The sequence below is a fragment of the Limnohabitans sp. genome, assembly GCF_044373035.1.
Taxonomy (GTDB): Bacteria; Pseudomonadota; Gammaproteobacteria; order Burkholderiales; family Burkholderiaceae_C; genus Limnohabitans_A.
Map to the genome: position 1 here is coordinate 1 of NZ_JBILQU010000056.1, position 18,232 is coordinate 18,232.

General features: G+C 58.0%; 13 protein-coding genes, 2 tRNA genes and 1 pseudogene. All 16 read right to left on the reverse strand.

Going from position 1 to position 18,232, the window contains the following annotated elements:
• A tRNA-Phe gene (locus ACIQ47_RS09650) sits at window positions 1–76 on the reverse strand.
• Between the two features lie 135 nt (window positions 77–211).
• Entirely contained in the window at window positions 212–874 is a 663-nt protein-coding gene (locus tag ACIQ47_RS09655; RefSeq protein WP_396437930.1) for a response regulator, read from the reverse strand.
• 19 nt (window positions 875–893) lie between these two features.
• Window positions 894–3,191, reverse strand: a complete 2,298-nt coding sequence (locus ACIQ47_RS09660; RefSeq protein ID WP_396437931.1) for an ATP-binding protein — start codon at window positions 3,189–3,191, stop codon at window positions 894–896.
• Window position 3,192: 1 nt separating this feature from the next.
• Window positions 3,193–3,756: a DUF4390 domain-containing protein gene (locus ACIQ47_RS09665; protein ID WP_396437932.1), complete on the reverse strand. Its 564-nt coding sequence runs from the start codon at window positions 3,754–3,756 to the stop codon at window positions 3,193–3,195.
• A gap of 31 nt (window positions 3,757–3,787) precedes the next feature.
• The gene (rsmB, locus tag ACIQ47_RS09670) at window positions 3,788–5,209 is read right to left on the reverse strand and encodes a 16S rRNA (cytosine(967)-C(5))-methyltransferase RsmB (RefSeq protein WP_396437933.1); all 1,422 of its coding nucleotides are present in this window, start codon (window positions 5,207–5,209) and stop codon (window positions 3,788–3,790) included.
• An 11-nt stretch (window positions 5,210–5,220) separates the two neighbouring features.
• On the reverse strand, window positions 5,221–5,763 hold the full coding sequence (locus ACIQ47_RS09675) for a hypothetical protein (protein WP_396437934.1): 543 nt from the start codon (window positions 5,761–5,763) through the stop codon (window positions 5,221–5,223).
• 100 nt (window positions 5,764–5,863) lie between these two features.
• On the reverse strand, window positions 5,864–10,078 hold the full coding sequence (gene rpoC / locus ACIQ47_RS09680; RefSeq protein WP_396437935.1) for a DNA-directed RNA polymerase subunit beta': 4,215 nt from the start codon (window positions 10,076–10,078) through the stop codon (window positions 5,864–5,866).
• Window positions 10,079–10,101: 23 nt separating this feature from the next.
• Window positions 10,102–14,226, reverse strand: a complete 4,125-nt coding sequence (gene rpoB / locus ACIQ47_RS09685; RefSeq protein ID WP_396437936.1) for a DNA-directed RNA polymerase subunit beta — start codon at window positions 14,224–14,226, stop codon at window positions 10,102–10,104.
• Between the two features lie 300 nt (window positions 14,227–14,526).
• The gene (gene rplL, locus ACIQ47_RS09690) at window positions 14,527–14,901 is read right to left on the reverse strand and encodes a 50S ribosomal protein L7/L12 (protein WP_396437937.1); all 375 of its coding nucleotides are present in this window, start codon (window positions 14,899–14,901) and stop codon (window positions 14,527–14,529) included.
• A 41-nt stretch (window positions 14,902–14,942) separates the two neighbouring features.
• Window positions 14,943–15,449 carry a 50S ribosomal protein L10 gene (gene rplJ / locus ACIQ47_RS09695; protein ID WP_396437938.1) on the reverse strand — a complete coding sequence of 169 codons (507 nt, stop codon included), beginning with the start codon at window positions 15,447–15,449 and terminating at the stop codon, window positions 14,943–14,945.
• A 258-nt stretch (window positions 15,450–15,707) separates the two neighbouring features.
• Window positions 15,708–16,403 carry a 50S ribosomal protein L1 gene (rplA, locus tag ACIQ47_RS09700; protein ID WP_108354582.1) on the reverse strand — a complete coding sequence of 232 codons (696 nt, stop codon included), beginning with the start codon at window positions 16,401–16,403 and terminating at the stop codon, window positions 15,708–15,710.
• Window positions 16,404–16,835 (reverse strand): 50S ribosomal protein L11, encoded by a 432-nt coding sequence (gene rplK, locus ACIQ47_RS09705; RefSeq protein ID WP_100120361.1) that lies wholly within the window; start codon window positions 16,833–16,835, stop codon window positions 16,404–16,406.
• Between the two features lie 120 nt (window positions 16,836–16,955).
• Window positions 16,956–17,537: a transcription termination/antitermination protein NusG gene (nusG, locus tag ACIQ47_RS09710; protein WP_296293048.1), complete on the reverse strand. Its 582-nt coding sequence runs from the start codon at window positions 17,535–17,537 to the stop codon at window positions 16,956–16,958.
• Window positions 17,537–17,920 (reverse strand): preprotein translocase subunit SecE, encoded by a 384-nt coding sequence (gene secE / locus ACIQ47_RS09715; protein ID WP_396437939.1) that lies wholly within the window; start codon window positions 17,918–17,920, stop codon window positions 17,537–17,539. The genes nusG and secE overlap by 1 nt, the downstream gene beginning before the upstream one ends.
• A 97-nt stretch (window positions 17,921–18,017) precedes the next feature.
• Window positions 18,018–18,093 (reverse strand) — tRNA-Trp (locus tag ACIQ47_RS09720).
• Window positions 18,094–18,105: 12 nt separating this feature from the next.
• A pseudogene (locus ACIQ47_RS09725) lies at window positions 18,106–18,232 on the reverse strand (elongation factor Tu); the annotation flags it as partial.

Here is an 18,232-nt window from a genome sequence, read left to right on the forward strand (position 1 = left end):
TGGTGGCCTGGGGCAGAATCGAACTGCCGACACGCGGATTTTCAATCCGCTGCTCTACCAACTGAGCTACCGGGCCGGAGCGGTGAATTCTAGCAGGTCTTTTGGGCGCACCCGAGGGCAAAACTCAAAAAATACTGCGTCGAACACCCATGTCAATGCCCGCTGCGGTCCAGGTCTGGCCGTCGGTCTACCCGCTTATTTGGCACCAGCGTCAATGGCTGCGTTTGCTGCGTGTGAGGTCCACACCGAGTTGCTTGAGCTTGCGGTACAGGTGGGTGCGCTCCAGACCTGTTTTTTCAGCCACACGCGTCATGGATCCACCTTCTTGGGACAGATGGAATTCAAAGTAGGCTTTTTCAAAGGCATCGCGTGCTTCGCGCAGCGGACGGTCGAGTTCGAAGCTTTGCTGCACATCGGGGGCCGAAATGTTTTCGGTCACGGCCACCGAGGACATGGACAGCACGCTGGGCGGCGGGGGCGGGGTAGCGGCCAGCATGGCCTGCTGGACTTGATCGCGGGCCAGTGCTTGTTCAACCGCCTTGAGCAGTTTTTGCAAAGTGATGGGTTTTTCCAGAAAGGCATGTGCGCCGATCTTGACGGCGTCCACCGCGGTGTCGATGGTGGCGTGGCCACTCATCATGATCACGGGCATGTTCAACAGGCCAGAAGCGGCCCACTCCTTGAGCAGGCTCACGCCATCGGTGTCGGGCATCCAGATGTCGAGCAGCACGAGATCGGGGCGCATGTTATGGCGAGCTTCACGCGCTTGCGCGGCGTTCTCGGCAAGCTCCACCTGGTGCCCCTCGTCAAAGAGGATTTCTGAGAGCAGGTCGCGTATGCCCAGCTCGTCGTCCACCACCAAAATATTTGCCATATGCCTGTTTTGTCTCGGTTCATGAAGGGGGCTGTTCCAGCCCCTGTGCGGTTTGCGCCACTGCGAATGATAACGAGACTTGCGCACCTTGAATGTCGCCGCCTTCTGGCACGTTACTCAGCTTGATGTTCGCACCGTGTTCATCGGCTATTTTTTTGACCACGGCGAGGCCCAGGCCCGTGCCCTTGGCCTTGGTGGTGACATAGGGTTCAAAGGCCCGTTGCAAAATATTGGGGGCAAAGCCAGGGCCGGTGTCGGTCACCGTCATTCGCACCCGTTGGCGCTGCTCACGCCACTCGGTGCGCACCTTGACGCAGGCTGTGGGCAGCCCGTGGCCACGCGTCTCGCAGGCGTCTTGTGCGTTTTGCAGCAGGTTGTGGATGACCTGGCGCAATTGCTGTTCGTCACCCAGGATGGCGGGGCATGCGGCATCGAGTTCAGTGAGGATCTGGGCTCGCGTCTCGTTCTCCTGAGACTCACTGGAATACAGGGCCAGCACATCGCTGATCAGTGTGTTGAGTTGCAGGGGCTTGAGTTCAGCCGATGGCAAACGGGCGTAGTCGCGAAACTCATTGACCAAGCGCTTCATCGCATCCACCTGGTCGACGATCGTCTTGACAGATTTGGACAGCACCGCGTCGTCTTGCGCTTCCAACTTGCCGATCAGGCGTCTTTGCAGGCGCTCGGCCGACAGCTGGATGGGCGTCAGGGGGTTCTTGATTTCGTGCGCCAACCTTCGGGCCACTTCCCCCCAGGCCTGGGCGCGTTCAGCCGAGACGATTTCCGAGATGTCGTCGAACACCAGCAAGCGCTTGCCGTCGGGCAGGACGGCCCCGCGCGCGAGCAAGGTCACGCTGGTTTGGCTCAGCCCTTGGCCTGCAGCATGGATGTCGAAGGATTTTTGCCAGTGGTCCAATTCGTGTACATCTGTGCCGGCATGCAAGGCTTTGAATTGGAAATCCACCTCGTGGGCAAAAGCTTGCAGACCAGGCAGGCCTTGCAGGCCCTTCCCTTCGTGAGCGCTGACCGGCACGCGCAAAATGCGTGTAGCCCCTGGGTTGGCCGATTCGATGGTGCCTTGTGCGTCCAGCACCATGACCCCGGCCGTGAGGTTGTCCAGGATGGTTTGCAGTTTGCCTCTGGCCTGGTCGAGGTGGCTCAGGCTGCGTTCGCCACTGGCGCGGGCATCGGCCAGTTGCTGGGTCATCTCGGCAAAAGAGCGGGTCAGGCCACCCAGCTCGTCTTTGCCTTGCAGCGCCAGTTTGGGCCGCAGGTCGCCATCCGCCACCTGGCGCATGCCATGCGCCAGCAACAGCAAGGGTCTGGCCAGCTGTTTGCCCAACAGCACGGCCAGCAAAATAGCCCCCAACACAGCCAGAAAGAGGCTCAGCGTCAGGGTGCCGATGTACATGCGCCGCAGTCCGTCACGCGCCAGGGCCCGCTCTTGGTATTCGCGGTAGGCCGCTTGCACCTCCAGCGCATTGTTGACCAGTGTGGGAGGCAGGTCCTGGGTCACCATCAGCAAGCGCCGTTCTTCGTCCAAAGCCAGGCTCCATTGGGGAAATAACACCAGAACCTTGATCCGTCCCTTGTCGCCTCCGGGGATGGCTTCATCCAAACCCTCCGCCCAGGACAGGGCGCCGTTTTGACGGGCCTCACGCAATTGCTGCGGCGTGGGTCGATGGGCACTCAATTGAAACTGCGATGGTCCGGCGTTGGCCACCATTTGTCCCCCCTGGGTCCAGATGGCGACATCAATCGCGCCCAGCTGGGTGCGGATTTTTTCAGCCGCCAGAGCGGGGTTGAGTTCACTGGCTTCTGCCCAATTGGCGGCGGCTGCCTTGGCTTGTTTGTTCAGGTCTTCACTGAGGGTGTCCAGCGTTGCCCGCCCCAAGTTGAGGCCCGCCACCAGGGCTGCCTCCACTTTCACATCGAACCAGCTTTCAATCGAACGCGAGACAAACTGGTAAGACACCACATAAATCAGCAAACCAGGAATGACGCCCACCAAAGCGAAGATGCCCGCCAGTTTGACCAGCAAGCGCGAGCCGAACTGGCCTTTGTACAAGCTGCGCAGCAAGCGCACCATGCCCCACAAAATGGTGATCAACAAACCACTGGCCACCACGGCGTTGATGATCACCAGCCATTCGTAGTTCTGGTTGTAACTTTCCCGGTTGCCCGTGGCCTGCGTCATGAGCACCAGCAAGCCAATGCCAATCGCAGCCAAGCTCACGGCGCCCACCAGCATCAGCCAACGGCTGGTCCGAGAGGGCCGCTCGGTCAATGGCTCGCGTGAGGCTTTGAGCCAAGACATCTCAGCGCACCAACTCTTCGCTCAGGCGCAGTGTCTTGCTGACCTGCAGGTTCCAATCGGCCTGGTTTCCTGCGGCAATCTGGAAGGGGCGGGGCAGCTGCGAGACATCCAGTCTGAATTCGTAGCGCAGGCGGTGTCGGGCATCAGGGTCCACGCTCTGGGCATCGGCGATTTTCCAGGCCGATTGCCGGCGAATCACGCTCAGGGCCTCGGCCAGGGTTTCAAAGTTCTGTGAAATACTGCCCGCCAAGCCGATGCCAGAAATCGGCTCGCTGGAAACATTCAAGCGCCAGCGTCGGGTCAACGGCTGAAAAGCCAGACGGTAGTAACGGCTGGCCACGCCGATTTTTTTATCGGTCCAGTACCAGCGCTCTCGAAACACTTCGGCTTCAGCCGCAAAGTGCACTGCCAGACCTTTGATGAGGGCGTCTTCTACGGCCGGACCCAGCTCCAGTTTGAGTTGGGCGTTGATCATCAAGGCATTGTCTTTGCGCACTGGCATGAGCTCGGCCAGCTCGACGCTGGAGGTTTGAGCCCAAGCCCCACTCAGACCCAGCAGTGCCATGGCCAAAACCCGGGCCAACCAAGCGCCAAGCTCAATCCCGTTCCTTCTCCAGCAGTGCGTAATAAAAACCGTCATGTTCACCCAGTGCATTGTGCTTGACAGGAAGGCCTGTGGGTATTTTGCCGTGTATCAAATGTCCGGGCGAGGGCAGCATTCGTGCATCGGTGTTGCGCTGAAGAAACGCTTGCACGGTGTCGTCTCCCTCTGATCGAAAAACCGAGCAAGTGCAGTACAGCAAACGACCACCGGGGGCGAGCAAGGGCCACAGGGCCTTGAGCAGCCGTGCCTGAGTTTGGGCCAGTTGTGCGCTGTCGCCAGGGCGACGCAGCCAACGCACGTCGGGGTGTCTGCGCACGATGCCAGAGGCGGTGCAGGGTGCATCCAGCAAAATCGCGTCGAAAGCCACGCCGTCCCACCACTGCGCAGGCAGGGCGGCATCGGCGGCGCGCACCTGGGCGCGGGCCTGATTTTGTGCCCCTAGGCGCTGCAAGTTGTCCTCGATGCGTTGACACCGCTCGGCGTCCACATCGAGTGCCAACACCTGGGCATTGGGGTAGCAGGCCAGCAGGTGACCTGTTTTGCCGCCAGGCGCCGCGCAGGCATCCAGAATGCGCCACGCTTGCCCTGCCTCGCGCCCTTGCAGCAACAATGGGGCTGCCACTTGCGCGGCGGCGTCCTGCACCGAGACATGGCCCTGAGCAAAGCCGGGCAATTGGTGCACGGGCACCGCGCGCTCGAGTTGTAAACCCGATGCGCCCACGGGCTGGGCGGCCAATCCCATGGCCAGCAGCTGCGCTTGGTACTCGGCCACGCTATGGTGACGGGTGTCCACACGCAGGCTCATGGGGGCCGGTTGTTGCGCCATGCCGAGCAGTGTTTGCCAGTCTTCGGGGTATTCGTCCTGCACACGCGTCACCCACCAGCGCGGGTGGTTCCAGCGTGCCTGTGGGTCGCTGTCCGTTTCTGCCACCAAGGCTTCACGTTCACGCATGAAACGCCGCAAGCAGCCGTTGATGAACCCGCTTTGTGCCTGAGTCTGCCTTTGCAGGCGGGCGGCCTCGACCGCTTGGTTAACCAGAGTGTGCACCGGGTAGGGCGCGTCGTCACCCTGCCAGCTAAGGGCCAGGGCCGTGCACAACAGAGCGTCGGCCGCTGGGGGCGGTGCCTTGCTGGCCAAACGCTCGCGCAGCGCCATGGCTCGGCCCAATTGCCGCATCACCTGAAAAGTGAGGGCTTGAACCCCCGGTCGCAGCTCAGGCGTCACGCTGGCCAATTCAGCGGTCAAAGAGCGCCCGGACCGCACCGCCTGGACCACCGCAGCCGTGACCTGCAGCTGCCGCCACAGCGGCAAGGACTGGGCAGTGCTTAAATCGCCTGCTCTTGGGCTTTGAGGTCGTGCGGCTGCTGGCAGCGCTGTGGCTCCAGCCTGGTGCGTTCGGGGCTTTTGGCTCATGGCGGCGAATTTCAGTTGAACGCCATGGTCAAGTCCATGCGCACAGCGGGTTTGAAGTTCAATCGCCGGGCCAGCCAAGAGGCTGGTCGCATGATCAAGGCATCGTTGTAAGCACCGACAGCCACATGGTACGGAATCATGGCGGCGGGCAGGGTCTGGCGCATGCGGTTGAGCGCGATGTCCAAATCGGGGCGTATGGCTGCATTGGTTTGTTGCTGCAACAAGCGGATTTCACTGACCAGCAGCAGGTGCTGGCTGATCACCTGTTTTTGCACCGCTTCGTCCAGAGGCTGCATACGGGCCTGCGTGAGGGCTTCCAGCATCTTGTCGCTGGCGTTTTGGAGGGCTTGCAGCTCCAGTGCCTCGTCCTCGCTGACCAAGCTTTGGCGTGCCGCCAAGCCTCCTTGCAAACGCACCAAGAGGCGCAGCCAAACAGCGTCCACACTGCTCCACTGGCGCACGACTTCAGAGCGCAAGCGCACCAGGCGGTTGTGCGCACCCACCGACCAGAACAGGCACAACGCCAGCACCACACCCACCACCAGAGCACCCATGTTGCATTCCTCGCAGGTCACATCCAAACAAAAACAGCCCCTGACCACATGGCGGTACAGGGGCTGAATGGGCTCACCGCGCAGGCGGTGAGTTCATCGCTCAGGCGGCTTCGCCAGCGTCGGTGACAGCGTCTTCAGCCGTGTCGCCAGCCAAATCCGCTGCTTCTGCATCGGCAATGGCTTTGCGTTCGGCGTCGTCCATGGCGTCCTTCACAGCACGGGCTTTGTGATAAGCCAAACCCGTACCGGCAGGAATCAAACGACCCACAATCACGTTTTCCTTCAAACCACGCAATTCGTCACGCTTGCCCATGATGGCCGCTTCGGTCAACACACGGGTCGTTTCCTGGAAGGAAGCGGCCGAGATGAACGAGTCGGTCGACAAAGAAGCCTTGGTGATGCCCAGCAACAAGTTGCTGAAGGTCGCAGGAATCTTGCCTTCGGCTTGCAGTGCGTCGTTGGTGTTGAGCATTTCGGAACGCTCCACTTGCTCACCCGAAATGTAGGTCGACTCGCCAATGTTCTCAACCACCACGCGGCGCAGCATCTGGCGAACAATCACTTCGATGTGCTTGTCGTTGATCTTCACGCCTTGCAAACGGTAAACGTCCTGCACTTCGTCGACGATGTAGCGGGCCAGCTCTTCGATGCCCAACAAACGCAAGATGTCTTGTGGGTCGGCGGGGCCGTCCACAATGCTCTCACCCTTGTTGACCACTTGGCCTTCGTGCACCAGGATGTTCTTCTCTTTGGGGATCAGTTCATCCCAGACCTTGCCTTCAGGGTCGGTGATCTGCAAGCGGACCTTGCCTTTGGTCTCTTTACCAAACGACACGGTACCCGTGATCTCGGCCAACATGCCTTTGTCTTTGGGCGTACGGGCTTCGAACAGTTCGGCCACACGGGGCAAACCGCCGGTGATGTCTCGGGTCTTTTGACCTTCGACCGGGATACGGGCCAAGACTTCGCCTGGGCCCACATCCATGCCGTCGCGCACCTGGATCAGCGAGCCGATCTGGAAGCCAATGGTCACCGAGTGGTCGGTGCCGGGGATCTTGACTTCTTTGCCAGCGGCATCGATCAGCTTGACCTGTGGGCGGATGACCTTGGCAGCGCCGCGGCGCTTGGGGTCAATGACCACCAAGGTCGACAACCCGGTCACTTCGTCCAGTTGCTTGGCCACGGTCAGGCCTTCTTCGACGTTCTCGAACCTCACGGTACCCGCATACTCGGTGATGATCGGACGGGTCAGCGGGTCCCAGTTGGCCAAGATGGTGCCAGCCTTGATGGTCTGGTCGGCCTTGACCGACAGGATCGCACCGTAGGGCACCTTGTGGCGCTCACGTTCACGGCCGTGTTCACTGATCACGATTTCGCCTGAACGGGAAATCACCACCAACTCGCCTTTGGTGTTGGTCACATAGCGCATCGTGGCATTGAAGCCGATGGTGCCGTTGGACTTGGCGTCCACACTGGACGCCACCGCTGCACGCGAAGCCGCACCACCAATGTGGAAGGTGCGCATGGTCAGCTGGGTGCCGGGCTCGCCAATCGACTGGGCCGCAATCACACCGACGGCTTCGCCGTTGTTGACCAAGCCACCACGACCCAGGTCGCGGCCGTAGCACTTGGCGCACAAGCCGAAACGTGTGGCGCAAGTCAATGCGGTGCGCACTTTGACTTCGTCAACGCCTGCGGCTTCGAGTTCGTCGAGCATATCTTCGTCGAGCAAGACGCCCGCTTCGGCCAGCACCGCACGGTTTTCAGGGTGCAGGACGTCTTCGACGACGGTACGGCCCAGGATACGGTCGCGCAGCGATTCGATCACTTCACCACCTTCGACGATGGCGCGCATGAGCGAGCCGTCGGTGGTGCCGCAATCGAGTTCGGTCACGACCAAGTCTTGGGTCACGTCCACCAAACGGCGGGTCAGGTAACCCGAGTTGGCGGTCTTCAAAGCCGTGTCGGCCAGACCCTTACGAGCACCGTGTGTCGAGATGAAGTACTGCAACACGTTCAGACCTTCACGGAAGTTCGCCGTGATGGGGGTCTCGATGATGGAGCCGTCGGGCTTGGCCATCAGGCCACGCATACCGGCCAGCTGGCGAATCTGCGCCGCAGAACCGCGCGCACCGGAGTCGGCCATCATGTAAATCGAGTTGAAAGATTCCTGATCGACTTCGTTGCCGTGGCGGTCAATGGTACGCTCTTTGCGCAATTGGTCCATCATCACCTTGGAGACGACGTCACCGGCTTTACCCCAGATGTCAACGACCTTGTTGTAGCGCTCGCCAGCGGTCACGAGACCGGAGACGTATTGCTGCTCGATGTCTTTGACTTCTTTTTCAGCCGCTTCAATGATGGCGGATTTCTCGGGCGGCACCAACATGTCGTCGATACCGATCGAGATGCCGGCGCGTGTGGCCAGACGGAAACCGTTTTGCAACAGTTTGTCGGCGAACACCACGGTTTCTTTCAAACCGCACTTGCGGAACGACGTGTTGATCAGCTTGGAAATTTCTTTCTTCTTCAAAGCCTTGTTCAGGTTACTGAAAGGCAGGCCTTTGGGCAAGATTTCCGAGAGCAAGGCGCGGCCCACAGTGGTTTCGACCATCGACACCGATGAAGTGAATTCACCCGTGACTTTGTCCTTGGTCCACTCGGTCATGCGCACGTTGATCTTGGCCGCCAACTCGACAGCATCCGCGTCGAGTGCGCGCTGCACTTCGCCGATGTCAGCAAACATCAGACCTTCGCCTTTGGCGTTGATGCGGTCACGCGTCGCGTAGTACAGGCCCAACACCACGTCCTGAGAAGGCACGATGGAAGGCTCACCCGATGCGGGGAACAAGATGTTGTTGGAGGCCAGCATCAAAGTGCGCGCTTCCATCTGGGCTTCCACCGACAGTGGAATGTGCACAGCCATCTGGTCACCGTCGAAATCGGCGTTGAAGGCCGCGCAAACGAGGGGGTGCAATTGAATGGCCTTGCCTTCGATCAGCAGCGGCTCAAACGCCTGGATGCCCAAACGGTGCAGCGTAGGCGCACGGTTGAGCATCACGGGGTGCTCTTTGATGACCTCTTCCAAGATGTCCCACACCACCGGCGTGCCGGCTTCGACTTCTTTCTTGGCGGCCTTGATGGTGGTCGCGATGCCCATGGCTTCGAGACGCGCAAAGATAAAGGGCTTGAACAGCTCGATGGCCATCAACTTGGGCAAACCGCACTGGTGCAGCTTGAGAGTTGGGCCCACGGTGATCACGGAACGACCTGAGTAGTCGACGCGCTTGCCCAGCAAGTTTTGACGGAAACGACCGCTCTTGCCTTTGATCATGTCGGCCAACGACTTCAGGGCGCGCTTGTTGGCACCGGTCATGGCCTTACCACGGCGGCCGTTGTCCAGCAAGCTGTCCACGGCTTCTTGCAGCATCCGCTTTTCGTTGCGGGCGATGATCTCGGGGGCCTTCAATTCCAGCAAACGGCGCAGACGGCTGTTGCGGTTGATGACCCGGCGGTACAGGTCGTTCAGATCAGAGGTCGCAAAGCGGCCGCCGTCCAGCGGCACCAAAGGACGCAGGTCCGGTGGCAAAACAGGCAGCACTTCCAGCACCATCCACTCGGGCTTGATGCCCGATTTCTTGAAGGCTTCCAACACCTTGAGGCGTTTGGAATTCTTTTTGACCTTGAGTTCTGAGCCGGTCAAATCACCGCGCAGGCGCTCAATTTCGCTTTCGATGTCGATGCCTTGCAGCAATTCCTTGATGCCTTCGGCACCCATCTTGGCGGTGAATTCGTCACCGTATTCCTTGATCTTGGCGTCGTAATCGTCTTCGGTCATGATGCCGAATTTCTTCAGCGGGGTCATGCCGGGATCGGTCACCACGTAGGCTTCAAAGTACAGCACGCGTTCGATGTCGCGCAGTGTCATGTCGAGCACCAAGCCCAAACGCGATGGCAACGACTTGAGGAACCAGATGTGGGCGCAAGGTGCGGCCAGATCGATGTGACCCATGCGCTCGCGACGCACTTTGGTCTGGGTGACTTCAACGCCGCACTTCTCGCAGATCACACCGCGATGCTTGAGGCGTTTGTACTTGCCGCACAGGCATTCGTAGTCTTTGATGGGGCCAAAAATCTTGGCGCAAAAGAGACCATCGCGCTCGGGCTTGAAGGTGCGGTAGTTGATGGTTTCGGGCTTTTTCACTTCGCCGAAAGACCACGAGCGGATCTTCTCGGGCGAGGCCAGTCCGATGCGGATCGCATCGAAGTGGTCATCGGGCGTGAACTGCTTGAACAGGTCGAGTAGTGATTTCATGGTTTGAATCCTTTGCCTGTGAATTAAGAACGCTCGAGCTCGATGTCAAGGCCCAGCGAACGGATTTCCTTGACCAGCACGTTGAACGACTCGGGCATGCCCGCTTCGATGGAGTGTTCGCCTTTGACGATGCTTTCGTAAACCTTGGTGCGGCCCTGCACGTCGTCGGACTTCACGGTGAGCATCTCTTGCAAAACGTAAGAGGCGCCGTACGCTTCCAGCGCCCACACTTCCATCTCACCGAAACGCTGACCACCGAACTGCGCTTTACCACCCAGCGGCTGCTGTGTGACCAAGCTGTAAGGACCGGTCGAACGGGCGTGCATCTTGTCGTCCACCAAGTGGTGCAATTTCAAGAAGTGCATGTAGCCAATGGTGGTTGGACGGTCAAAGGCGTCGCCTGTGCGGCCGTCAAACAAATTGGCTTGTGTGCGAGTGGAGGTCAGCCCCTTGGCCTTGGCCAAGTCTTCTGGGTAAGCCAGGTGCAACATGGCGCGGATTTCTTCTTCGGCAGCACCGTCGAAGACGGGCGTGGCAAAGGGGAAACCTTCTTTCAGGTTGCCGGCCATGTCCAACACTTCGTCATCGCTCAATTGCGACAAGTCTTCCTTGCGGCCCATGCTGTTGTAAAGCTGCTCGAACAGCTTGCGCAGGTCGGCAATCTTTTCCATGCGCTGGGTTTCGGCTTGCAGCATGTTGCCAATGCGTTGGCCAATGCCTTTGCCGGCCCAACCCAGGTGGACTTCGAGCACCTGACCCACGTTCATGCGGGAAGGCACGCCCAGCGGGTTGAGCACGATGTCAGCGGGAGTGCCGTCGGCCATGAAGGGCATGTCTTCGACCGGCACGATCTTGGAGACCACACCTTTGTTGCCGTGGCGACCGGCCATCTTGTCACCGGGTTGCAAACGACGCTTGACTGCCAGGTAAACCTTGACCATCTTGAGCACGCCAGCGGGCAACTCGTCGCCTTGGGTGAGTTTTTTGCGCTTTTCTTCAAAAGACAAGTCGAAACTGTGACGGGTTTGCTCCAGCGAGTTCTTGATGGACTCGAGTTGCATGGCCACGTCGTCTTCGGCTGGACGAATGTCGAACCAATGGAACTTGTCCACGGATTCCATGTAGGCCTTGTCGAGCTTGGTGCCTTTAGCCAGCTTTTGCGGGCCACCATTGGCCACGCGGCCCACCAGCAATTTTTCGATACGGTCAAACGCGTCGGCTTCCACGATGCGCAGCTGGTCGTTCAGATCCAAACGGAACCGCTTGAGTTCGTCGTCGATGATCTGCTGGGCGCGCTTGTCGCGCACGATGCCTTCGCGGGTGAAAACCTGCACGTCGATCACTGTGCCTTGCGAGCCCTGATCCACGCGCAGCGAGGTGTCTTTCACATCGCTGGCTTTTTCGCCGAAGATGGCGCGCAGCAGTTTCTCTTCAGGCGTGAGGGTGGTCTCGCCCTTGGGTGTGACCTTGCCCACCAACACATCGCCAGGCTGCACTTCTGCACCCACGTAGATGATGCCGGAATCGTCCAAACGACCCAGCTGCTGCTCAGACAGGTTGGGGATGTCGCGAGAAATTTCTTCGGCGCCCAACTTGGTGTCTCGGGCCATGACCACGAGTTCTTCGATGTGGATCGAGGTGTAGCGGTCTTCCGACACCACACGCTCAGAAATCAAGATCGAGTCTTCGAAGTTGTAGCCGTTCCAGGGCATGAAGGCAATCAGCATGTTCTGACCGATGGCGATTTCGCCCAAGTCGGTCGATGCACCGTCAGCAATCACGTCACCCTTGGCCAGCTTGTCGCCACGCTTGACGATGGGGCGCTGGTGGATGTTGGTGTTCTGGTTGGAACGCTGGTACTTGATCAGGTTGTAGATGTCCACACCCACTTCACCAGCCAAGGCTTCAGCGTCGTTCACGCGGATCACGATGCGGGTCGCATCAACGTAGTCCACGATACCGCCACGGGTGGCGGTCACCACGGTGCCCGAGTCGACTGCTGCCACGCGCTCGATACCGGTGCCGACCATCGGCTTTTCAGGACGCAGCACAGGCACGGCCTGACGCGACATGTTCGCACCCATCAAGGCACGGTTAGCATCGTCGTGCTCGAGGAAAGGCACCAAAGAGGCCGCCACCGATACGATCTGGGCTGGCGACACGTCCATGTACTGGATGCGCTCGGCACCACACAAAATGGATTCACCCTTTTCACGGGCCGACACCAAGTCACCGGTCAGCTTGCCTTCTTTGTTCAACGTGGCGTTGGCTTGGGCGATGACGTATTTGCCTTCTTCGATGGCCGACAAGTAGTCGATGTTCATCGTGACTTTGCCCTCGCGCACTTGACGATACGGGGTCTCAATGAAACCGTATTCGTTCAAGCGGGCGTACAAGGCCAGTGAGTTGATCAAGCCGATGTTTGGACCTTCTGGCGTCTCGATCGGGCAGACGCGACCGTAATGGGTCACATGCACGTCACGCACTTCAAAACCAGCACGCTCTCGGGTCAAACCACCTGGGCCAAGGGCCGACACGCGGCGCTTGTGGGTGATCTCGGCCAGCGGGTTGGTTTGGTCCATGAACTGCGACAGCTGCGATGCGCCGAAGAACTCTTTCAGAGCCGCAGAAATTGGCTTGGAGTTGATCAAGTCGTGCGGCATGAGTGGCTCTTGCTCAGCTTGACCCAAACGCTCTTTCACTGCTTTTTCGATCCGCGCCAAACCGGTGCGGTATTGGTTCTCAGCCAACTCGCCCACGCAACGCACGCGTCGGTTGCCCAAGTGGTCGATGTCATCGACTTCGCCGTTGCCGTTGCGCAAGTCAACCAGAATTTTGACCACGGCCAGGATGTCTTCGTTGGTCAACACCATGGGGCCTGTGGACTCGCCACGACCCACACGGGCGTTGAACTTCATGCGACCCACGCGCGACAAATCGTACGTATCGGGGTTGTAGAACAAACGTTGGAAGAGGGCCTGAACCGCGTCTTCTGTGGGCGGCTCGCCTGGGCGCATCATGCGGTAGATGGCCACGCGTGCAGCGAATTCGTCCACGGTTTCATCGATGCGCAAGGTTTGCGAGATGTACGCGCCCTGGTCGAGTTCGTTCGTGTAGATGCAAGGCAGGTCCAGGATGCCTGAAGTGCGCAGCTTTTTCAGCAAGGCTTCGGTCAACTCTTCGTTGGCCTTTGCAATGATCTCGCCTGTGTCGGCTTCAACGATGCTGCGAGCGACCACACGACCCAAGAGGTAGTCTTCTGGCACGCTGATGTGCGTGGTGCCCGATTGCTCCAGCTCACGTGTGTGGCGCACGGTGATGCGCTTGTCTTTGGCCACCACGACTTTGCCAGACTTGTCGGTGATGTCGAAACGAGCCACTTCGCCGCGCAGACGCTCGGCCACAAATTCCATTTGTGCACCACTGTCCATCAGGCGGAAGTTGTCGTTGACGAAGAAGTTCGCCAGGATCGACTCGGGATTCAGGCCAATGGCTTTGAGCAGAATCGACACCGGCATTTTGCGGCGACGATCAACGCGGAAGTACAGGATGTCTTTGGGGTCGAATTCGAAGTCGAGCCAAGAGCCGCGGTAAGGGATGATGCGTGCCGAAAACAGCAGCTTGCCCGAGCTGTGGGTCTTGCCCTTGTCGTGCTCGAAAAACACACCCGGCGAGCGGTGCAACTGAGACACGATCACGCGCTCGGTTCCGTTGATGATGAATGAGCCTTTGTCGGTCATCAAAGGCACTTCGCCCATGTAGACTTCTTGCTCTTTCACTTCCTTGACCACTTTGTTTTGTGAGGTCGAAGAATCACGGTCGTAAATGATGAGCTGCACGCGTGCGCGAACAGCTGAAGAGAATGTCAAACCACGGGTTTGGCACTCACGAACGTCGAACGCTGGTTTGGCCAGGTTGTACTCGACAAATTTCATCTCCACAAAACCGTTGTGGGACACGATGGGAAATGCCGACTCAAATGCGGCTTGCAAGCCTTCGTGTGTGCGTTTGGATGAAACCACACCTGCCTGCAAGAAAGACGTGTACGCGTCTTTTTGCATTTGCAGCAAGTAAGGGACTTCGAGCACGCTTTCGCGGCTGCCGAAACTTTTTCGGATGCGCTTGCGTTCGGTATATGAATAGGCCATGAGATCTCCGGGCTTGATCTTTCAGAACTGAATGCTGAGCGAGTTTGTAGCTCGTTCAGCGGTCTTGGCGGCTGGCCTCTACCAGCGTTGGCGGACGATTGCGCATTGCACGCAACCCGAACCAAGGGTTTTCTGCAGTCGGGTCAGAAAACACTGGAAAGCAGACTGGGTTCAATCCGCTTTCCGGTGTTTCGCTAAAACACTCGAAAACAGACTTATGAAATCTACTTTTCGGTGTGCTCTTCAAGCACCAAAGGCTGGAGGCCCTTTCGGACACTCCAGCCTTGGAACAAAACCGATTTACTTCAGTTCGGCCTTGGCACCAGCTTCTTCGAGCTTTTTCTTGGCAGCTTCAGCATCAGCCTTTGGCATTGCTTCTTTGACTGCTTTGGGTGCGCCATCGACCAAGTCTTTGGCTTCTTTCAAGCCCAGACCGGTGATTTCACGAACCGCTTTGATCACGGACACTTTGTTCGCGCCGGTTTCGAGCAACATGACGTTGAACTCGGTTTGCTCTTCAGCAGCTGCAGCAGCACCGCCACCAGCAGCAGCAGGCGCAGCCATAGCGGCAGCGCTCACGCCAAACTTCTCTTCGATGGCTTTCACCAGTTCGTTGAGTTCCATGACCGTCATGCTGTCCAGCGCGGTCAAAAATGCGTCTTTATCGAATGCCATTTTTTATTTCCTAACAATTGGTTAAAACACGAACGCTGGCCTTAAGCGGCAACAGCTTCGCCTTCGCCTTTTTTGGCCGCCAAGGCACCCAGCACCACGGCGGTGCGAGACATCGGCGACTTCAGCAAGCCACACAACTGAGCCAACAACACTTCTTTCGAAGGAATGTTTGCCAATTGCTTAACGCCGTTGACGTCCAGGGCCTTGCCTGCAAATGCGCCTGCGCGTATGACCAACTTGTCGTTGGTTTTCGCGAAGTCAGCCACCACCTTAGCGGCGGCAACAGCATCGACAGAGAAGCCATAGATCAGCGGGCCGGTCATCTGATCGGCGACTACTTCAAACTGCGTACCAGTCACAGCACGGCGTGCCAAGGTGTTTTTCAACACACTCAGCGAAACGCCCAGGCTGCGAGCTTTGGCGCGCAAGTTTGTCATGTCAGCGACCGTGATACCACGGTATTCCGCCATCACAAGCGTTTGAGCTTTAGCGGCGAGGTCGGTCACTTCGGAAATGACCGCTTCTTTCTCACTGCGATTCAGACTCAAGGTCTACTCCTTTATATGTGTTGTCCGGGTTGCCCCTTGAACACGCCTATTTGCAGCGACCAACTGTTCAAGATATTCATCCATCTGCAGCGGGATCGCCATCTGCGTTGGCCCAAACCTTCAAGCGAACTTGTGGGTTTGTTGATTAAGCACAGCGGTGTGTGCGCCAACGGTCTTGGATGGCCTGCAGTCCTTTGGAAAGGGCTGCAGCCCACCACATTGAGCCAGCCTTTCGGATGGCTCAAATTTTTATCGCAATCAAGCTGCGATGGATTGTGTGTCGACGCGAACGCCCACACCCATGGTTGAAGACACCGCGATTTTGCGCAGGTAAACACCTTTGCTGGTCGCGGGCTTGGCTTTGACCAAGGCCTCAACCAAAGCGGCCAGGTTGCCCTGCAGCTTGTCGGTGTCGAACGAGCGGCGACCGATCGTGCCGTGCACGATACCGGCTTTGTCCACACGGAATTGAACTTGACCGGCTTTGGCATTGCGCACAGCAGTCGCCACATCGGGTGTCACGGTGCCGACTTTGGGGTTAGGCATCAGGCCACGTGGACCCAAAATCTGACCCAAAGTACCCACAACGCGCATCGCGTCTGGTGCAGCGATCACCACGTCAAAAGGCATGTCGCCCGCTTTGACGCGAGCTGCCAGGTCGTCCATGCCGACCACGTCAGCGCCAGCAGCCAAAGCTTCTTCAGCTTTTGCACCCTGCGCGAACACGGCCACACGAGCTGTTTTGCCAGTCCCGTTGGGCAGGACGACAGCACCACGAACCACTTGGTCGGATTTCTTCGCATCGATGCCGAGTTGAACAGCCACGTCGATGGATTCATCGAACTTGGCAGTTGCGCACTCCTTGACCATGGTCAGCGCATCGGTCAAGGCGTACAGCTTGTTGCTGTCCACTTTACCTGCGAAAGCTTTTTGCTTTTTAGTGAGTTTGGACATTTACACGCCCTCCACATTCACGCCCATGGAACGGGCAGTACCAGCGATGGTGCGAACGGCAGCGTCCATGTCGGCTGCAGTCAGGTCTTTCATCTTGGTTTTGGCGATTTCTTCCAGCTGGGCGCGGGTGATCTTGCCCACTTTTTCCAAACCTGGCTTGGTCGAAGCCTTGTCAAGCTTCAAGGACTTCTTGATCAAAGTGGCCGCTGGCGGTGTTTTGATGATGAAGGTAAAGGACTTGTCTGCAAACGCTGTGATGACCACAGGCAAAGGCAGGCCTGGCTCGACGCCTTGGGTCTGGGCGTTGAACGCCTTGCAGAATTCCATGATGTTCAAACCACGTTGACCCAAAGCAGGACCAATAGGTGGTGATGGGTTGGCTTTACCAGCTGGCACTTGCAGCTTAATGAAACCGACGATTTTTTTCGCCATGCTTTTCTCCTTTCGGGTTCAATCGCTCAAGACGCATCGCGCTTGAGCTCCCCGGGGTTAACGACTCTGAGATATTGTTTGGCACCGAGTCGGTAGGCACCAAACAGAAAACGGTACAGGTCAGGTCTTTTCGACTTGCCCAAACTCCAACTCAACCGGCGTAGCGCGACCAAAAATGGTCACCGAAACACGCATTTTGTTGCGCTCGTAATTGACCTCTTCCACCGTGCCATTGAAGTCGGTGAAAGGGCCTTCCTTGACACGAATGTATTCACCGACCTCAAACTCCACCTTGTGACGTGGTTTGTCAGTGCCTTCTTGCATCTGATTGACAATTTTGGCGACATCGGCTTCGGAGATGGGGGCGGGACGGTTCTTGGCACCACCCACAAAGCCGGTGACTTTGTTGGTGTGCTTGACCAGGTGCCAACTCTCGTCGTCCATGACCATTTCCACCAGCACATAGCCAGGGAAAAACTTGCGCTCTGTCGTGCGCTTTTGACCGTTCTTGATTTCCACCACTTCTTCGGTGGGCACCAGGATGCGCCCAAACTTGGATTCCATCCCCAAGCGGGTAATTCGCTCAACGATGTTGCGCTCAACCGCTTTTTCCATACCCGAATAAGCATGCACCACGTACCATTTCAGGTCCGGGTTGGTCGAAGAGCCCGCCAATGGCGCGTTGATGACAACATCGTTCATTATTTTTTCCACCCAAGAATCAGATCGTAAAAAACCCATTCCAGAGTTTTGTCGGTCAGCCACAAGAACAGGGCCATGACCACCACAAAAGCGAAAACATACAAAGTGATTTGTAAGGCTTCTTTGCGTTCAGGCCAGACCACTTTTTTGGTTTCGCGCACAGCGTCGCGGCCAAAGGCCACCAACTGTCGACCCGACTCCGCCGTGAAAAAAACCACCACCGCGGCCACGATGCCAACCAACAAACCGCCCCACTGCGCCCAGACGCCTTGTGCGGACAACATGTAGTAAGCCGACAAACCGGCAATCACCAGCGCAGCCACCAGGGCCAAACGGATTTTTTCGCCAGTGCTACCGACTGTTTGAACTTCAGATGTTGCCATACGGCTGATAACCTTTGTTGGGCCTTGTTTCAACAGGCCCTGATCAGACAAGGAAGCCCGCTAGGGTCTAGCGGGCTTGGAAATGCACCTTTTCAGGTGGCAGGGGCAGTAGGAATCGAACCTACAACCTTCGGTTTTGGAGACCGACGCTCTGCCAATTGAGCTATACCCCTACGGCAAATTGTTTAAGCGATGATCTTGGCAACGACGCCAGCGCCAACCGTGCGGCCGCCTTCGCGGATGGCAAAGCGCAGGCCTTCTTCCATCGCAATGGGGTTGATCAACTTCACAGTGATCGACACGTTGTCACCC

Excerpts from the sequence above, each read along its gene's own strand:
- ACIQ47_RS09665 (WP_396437932.1), bottom strand. The coding sequence starts at position 3,756 with ATGGCACTGCTGGGTCTGAGTGGGGCTTGGGCTCAAACCTCCAGCGTC.
- rplK (WP_100120361.1), bottom strand. The coding sequence starts at position 16,835 with ATGGCGAAAAAAATCGTCGGTTTCATTAAGCTGCAAGTGCCAGCTGGT.
- rplA (WP_108354582.1), bottom strand. The coding sequence starts at position 16,403 with ATGTCCAAACTCACTAAAAAGCAAAAAGCTTTCGCAGGTAAAGTGGAC.
- rsmB (WP_396437933.1), bottom strand. The coding sequence starts at position 5,209 with ATGAGCCAAAAGCCCCGAACGCACCAGGCTGGAGCCACAGCGCTGCCA.
- ACIQ47_RS09660 (WP_396437931.1), bottom strand. The coding sequence starts at position 3,191 with ATGTCTTGGCTCAAAGCCTCACGCGAGCCATTGACCGAGCGGCCCTCT.
- rpoC (WP_396437935.1), bottom strand. The coding sequence starts at position 10,078 with ATGAAATCACTACTCGACCTGTTCAAGCAGTTCACGCCCGATGACCAC.
- nusG (WP_296293048.1), bottom strand. The coding sequence starts at position 17,537 with ATGAACGATGTTGTCATCAACGCGCCATTGGCGGGCTCTTCGACCAAC.
- ACIQ47_RS09655 (WP_396437930.1), bottom strand. The coding sequence starts at position 874 with ATGGCAAATATTTTGGTGGTGGACGACGAGCTGGGCATACGCGACCTG.
- secE (WP_396437939.1), bottom strand. The coding sequence starts at position 17,920 with ATGGCAACATCTGAAGTTCAAACAGTCGGTAGCACTGGCGAAAAAATC.
- rpoB (WP_396437936.1), bottom strand. The coding sequence starts at position 14,226 with ATGGCCTATTCATATACCGAACGCAAGCGCATCCGAAAAAGTTTCGGC.
- rplL (WP_396437937.1), bottom strand. The coding sequence starts at position 14,901 with ATGGCATTCGATAAAGACGCATTTTTGACCGCGCTGGACAGCATGACG.
- ACIQ47_RS09675 (WP_396437934.1), bottom strand. The coding sequence starts at position 5,763 with ATGGGTGCTCTGGTGGTGGGTGTGGTGCTGGCGTTGTGCCTGTTCTGG.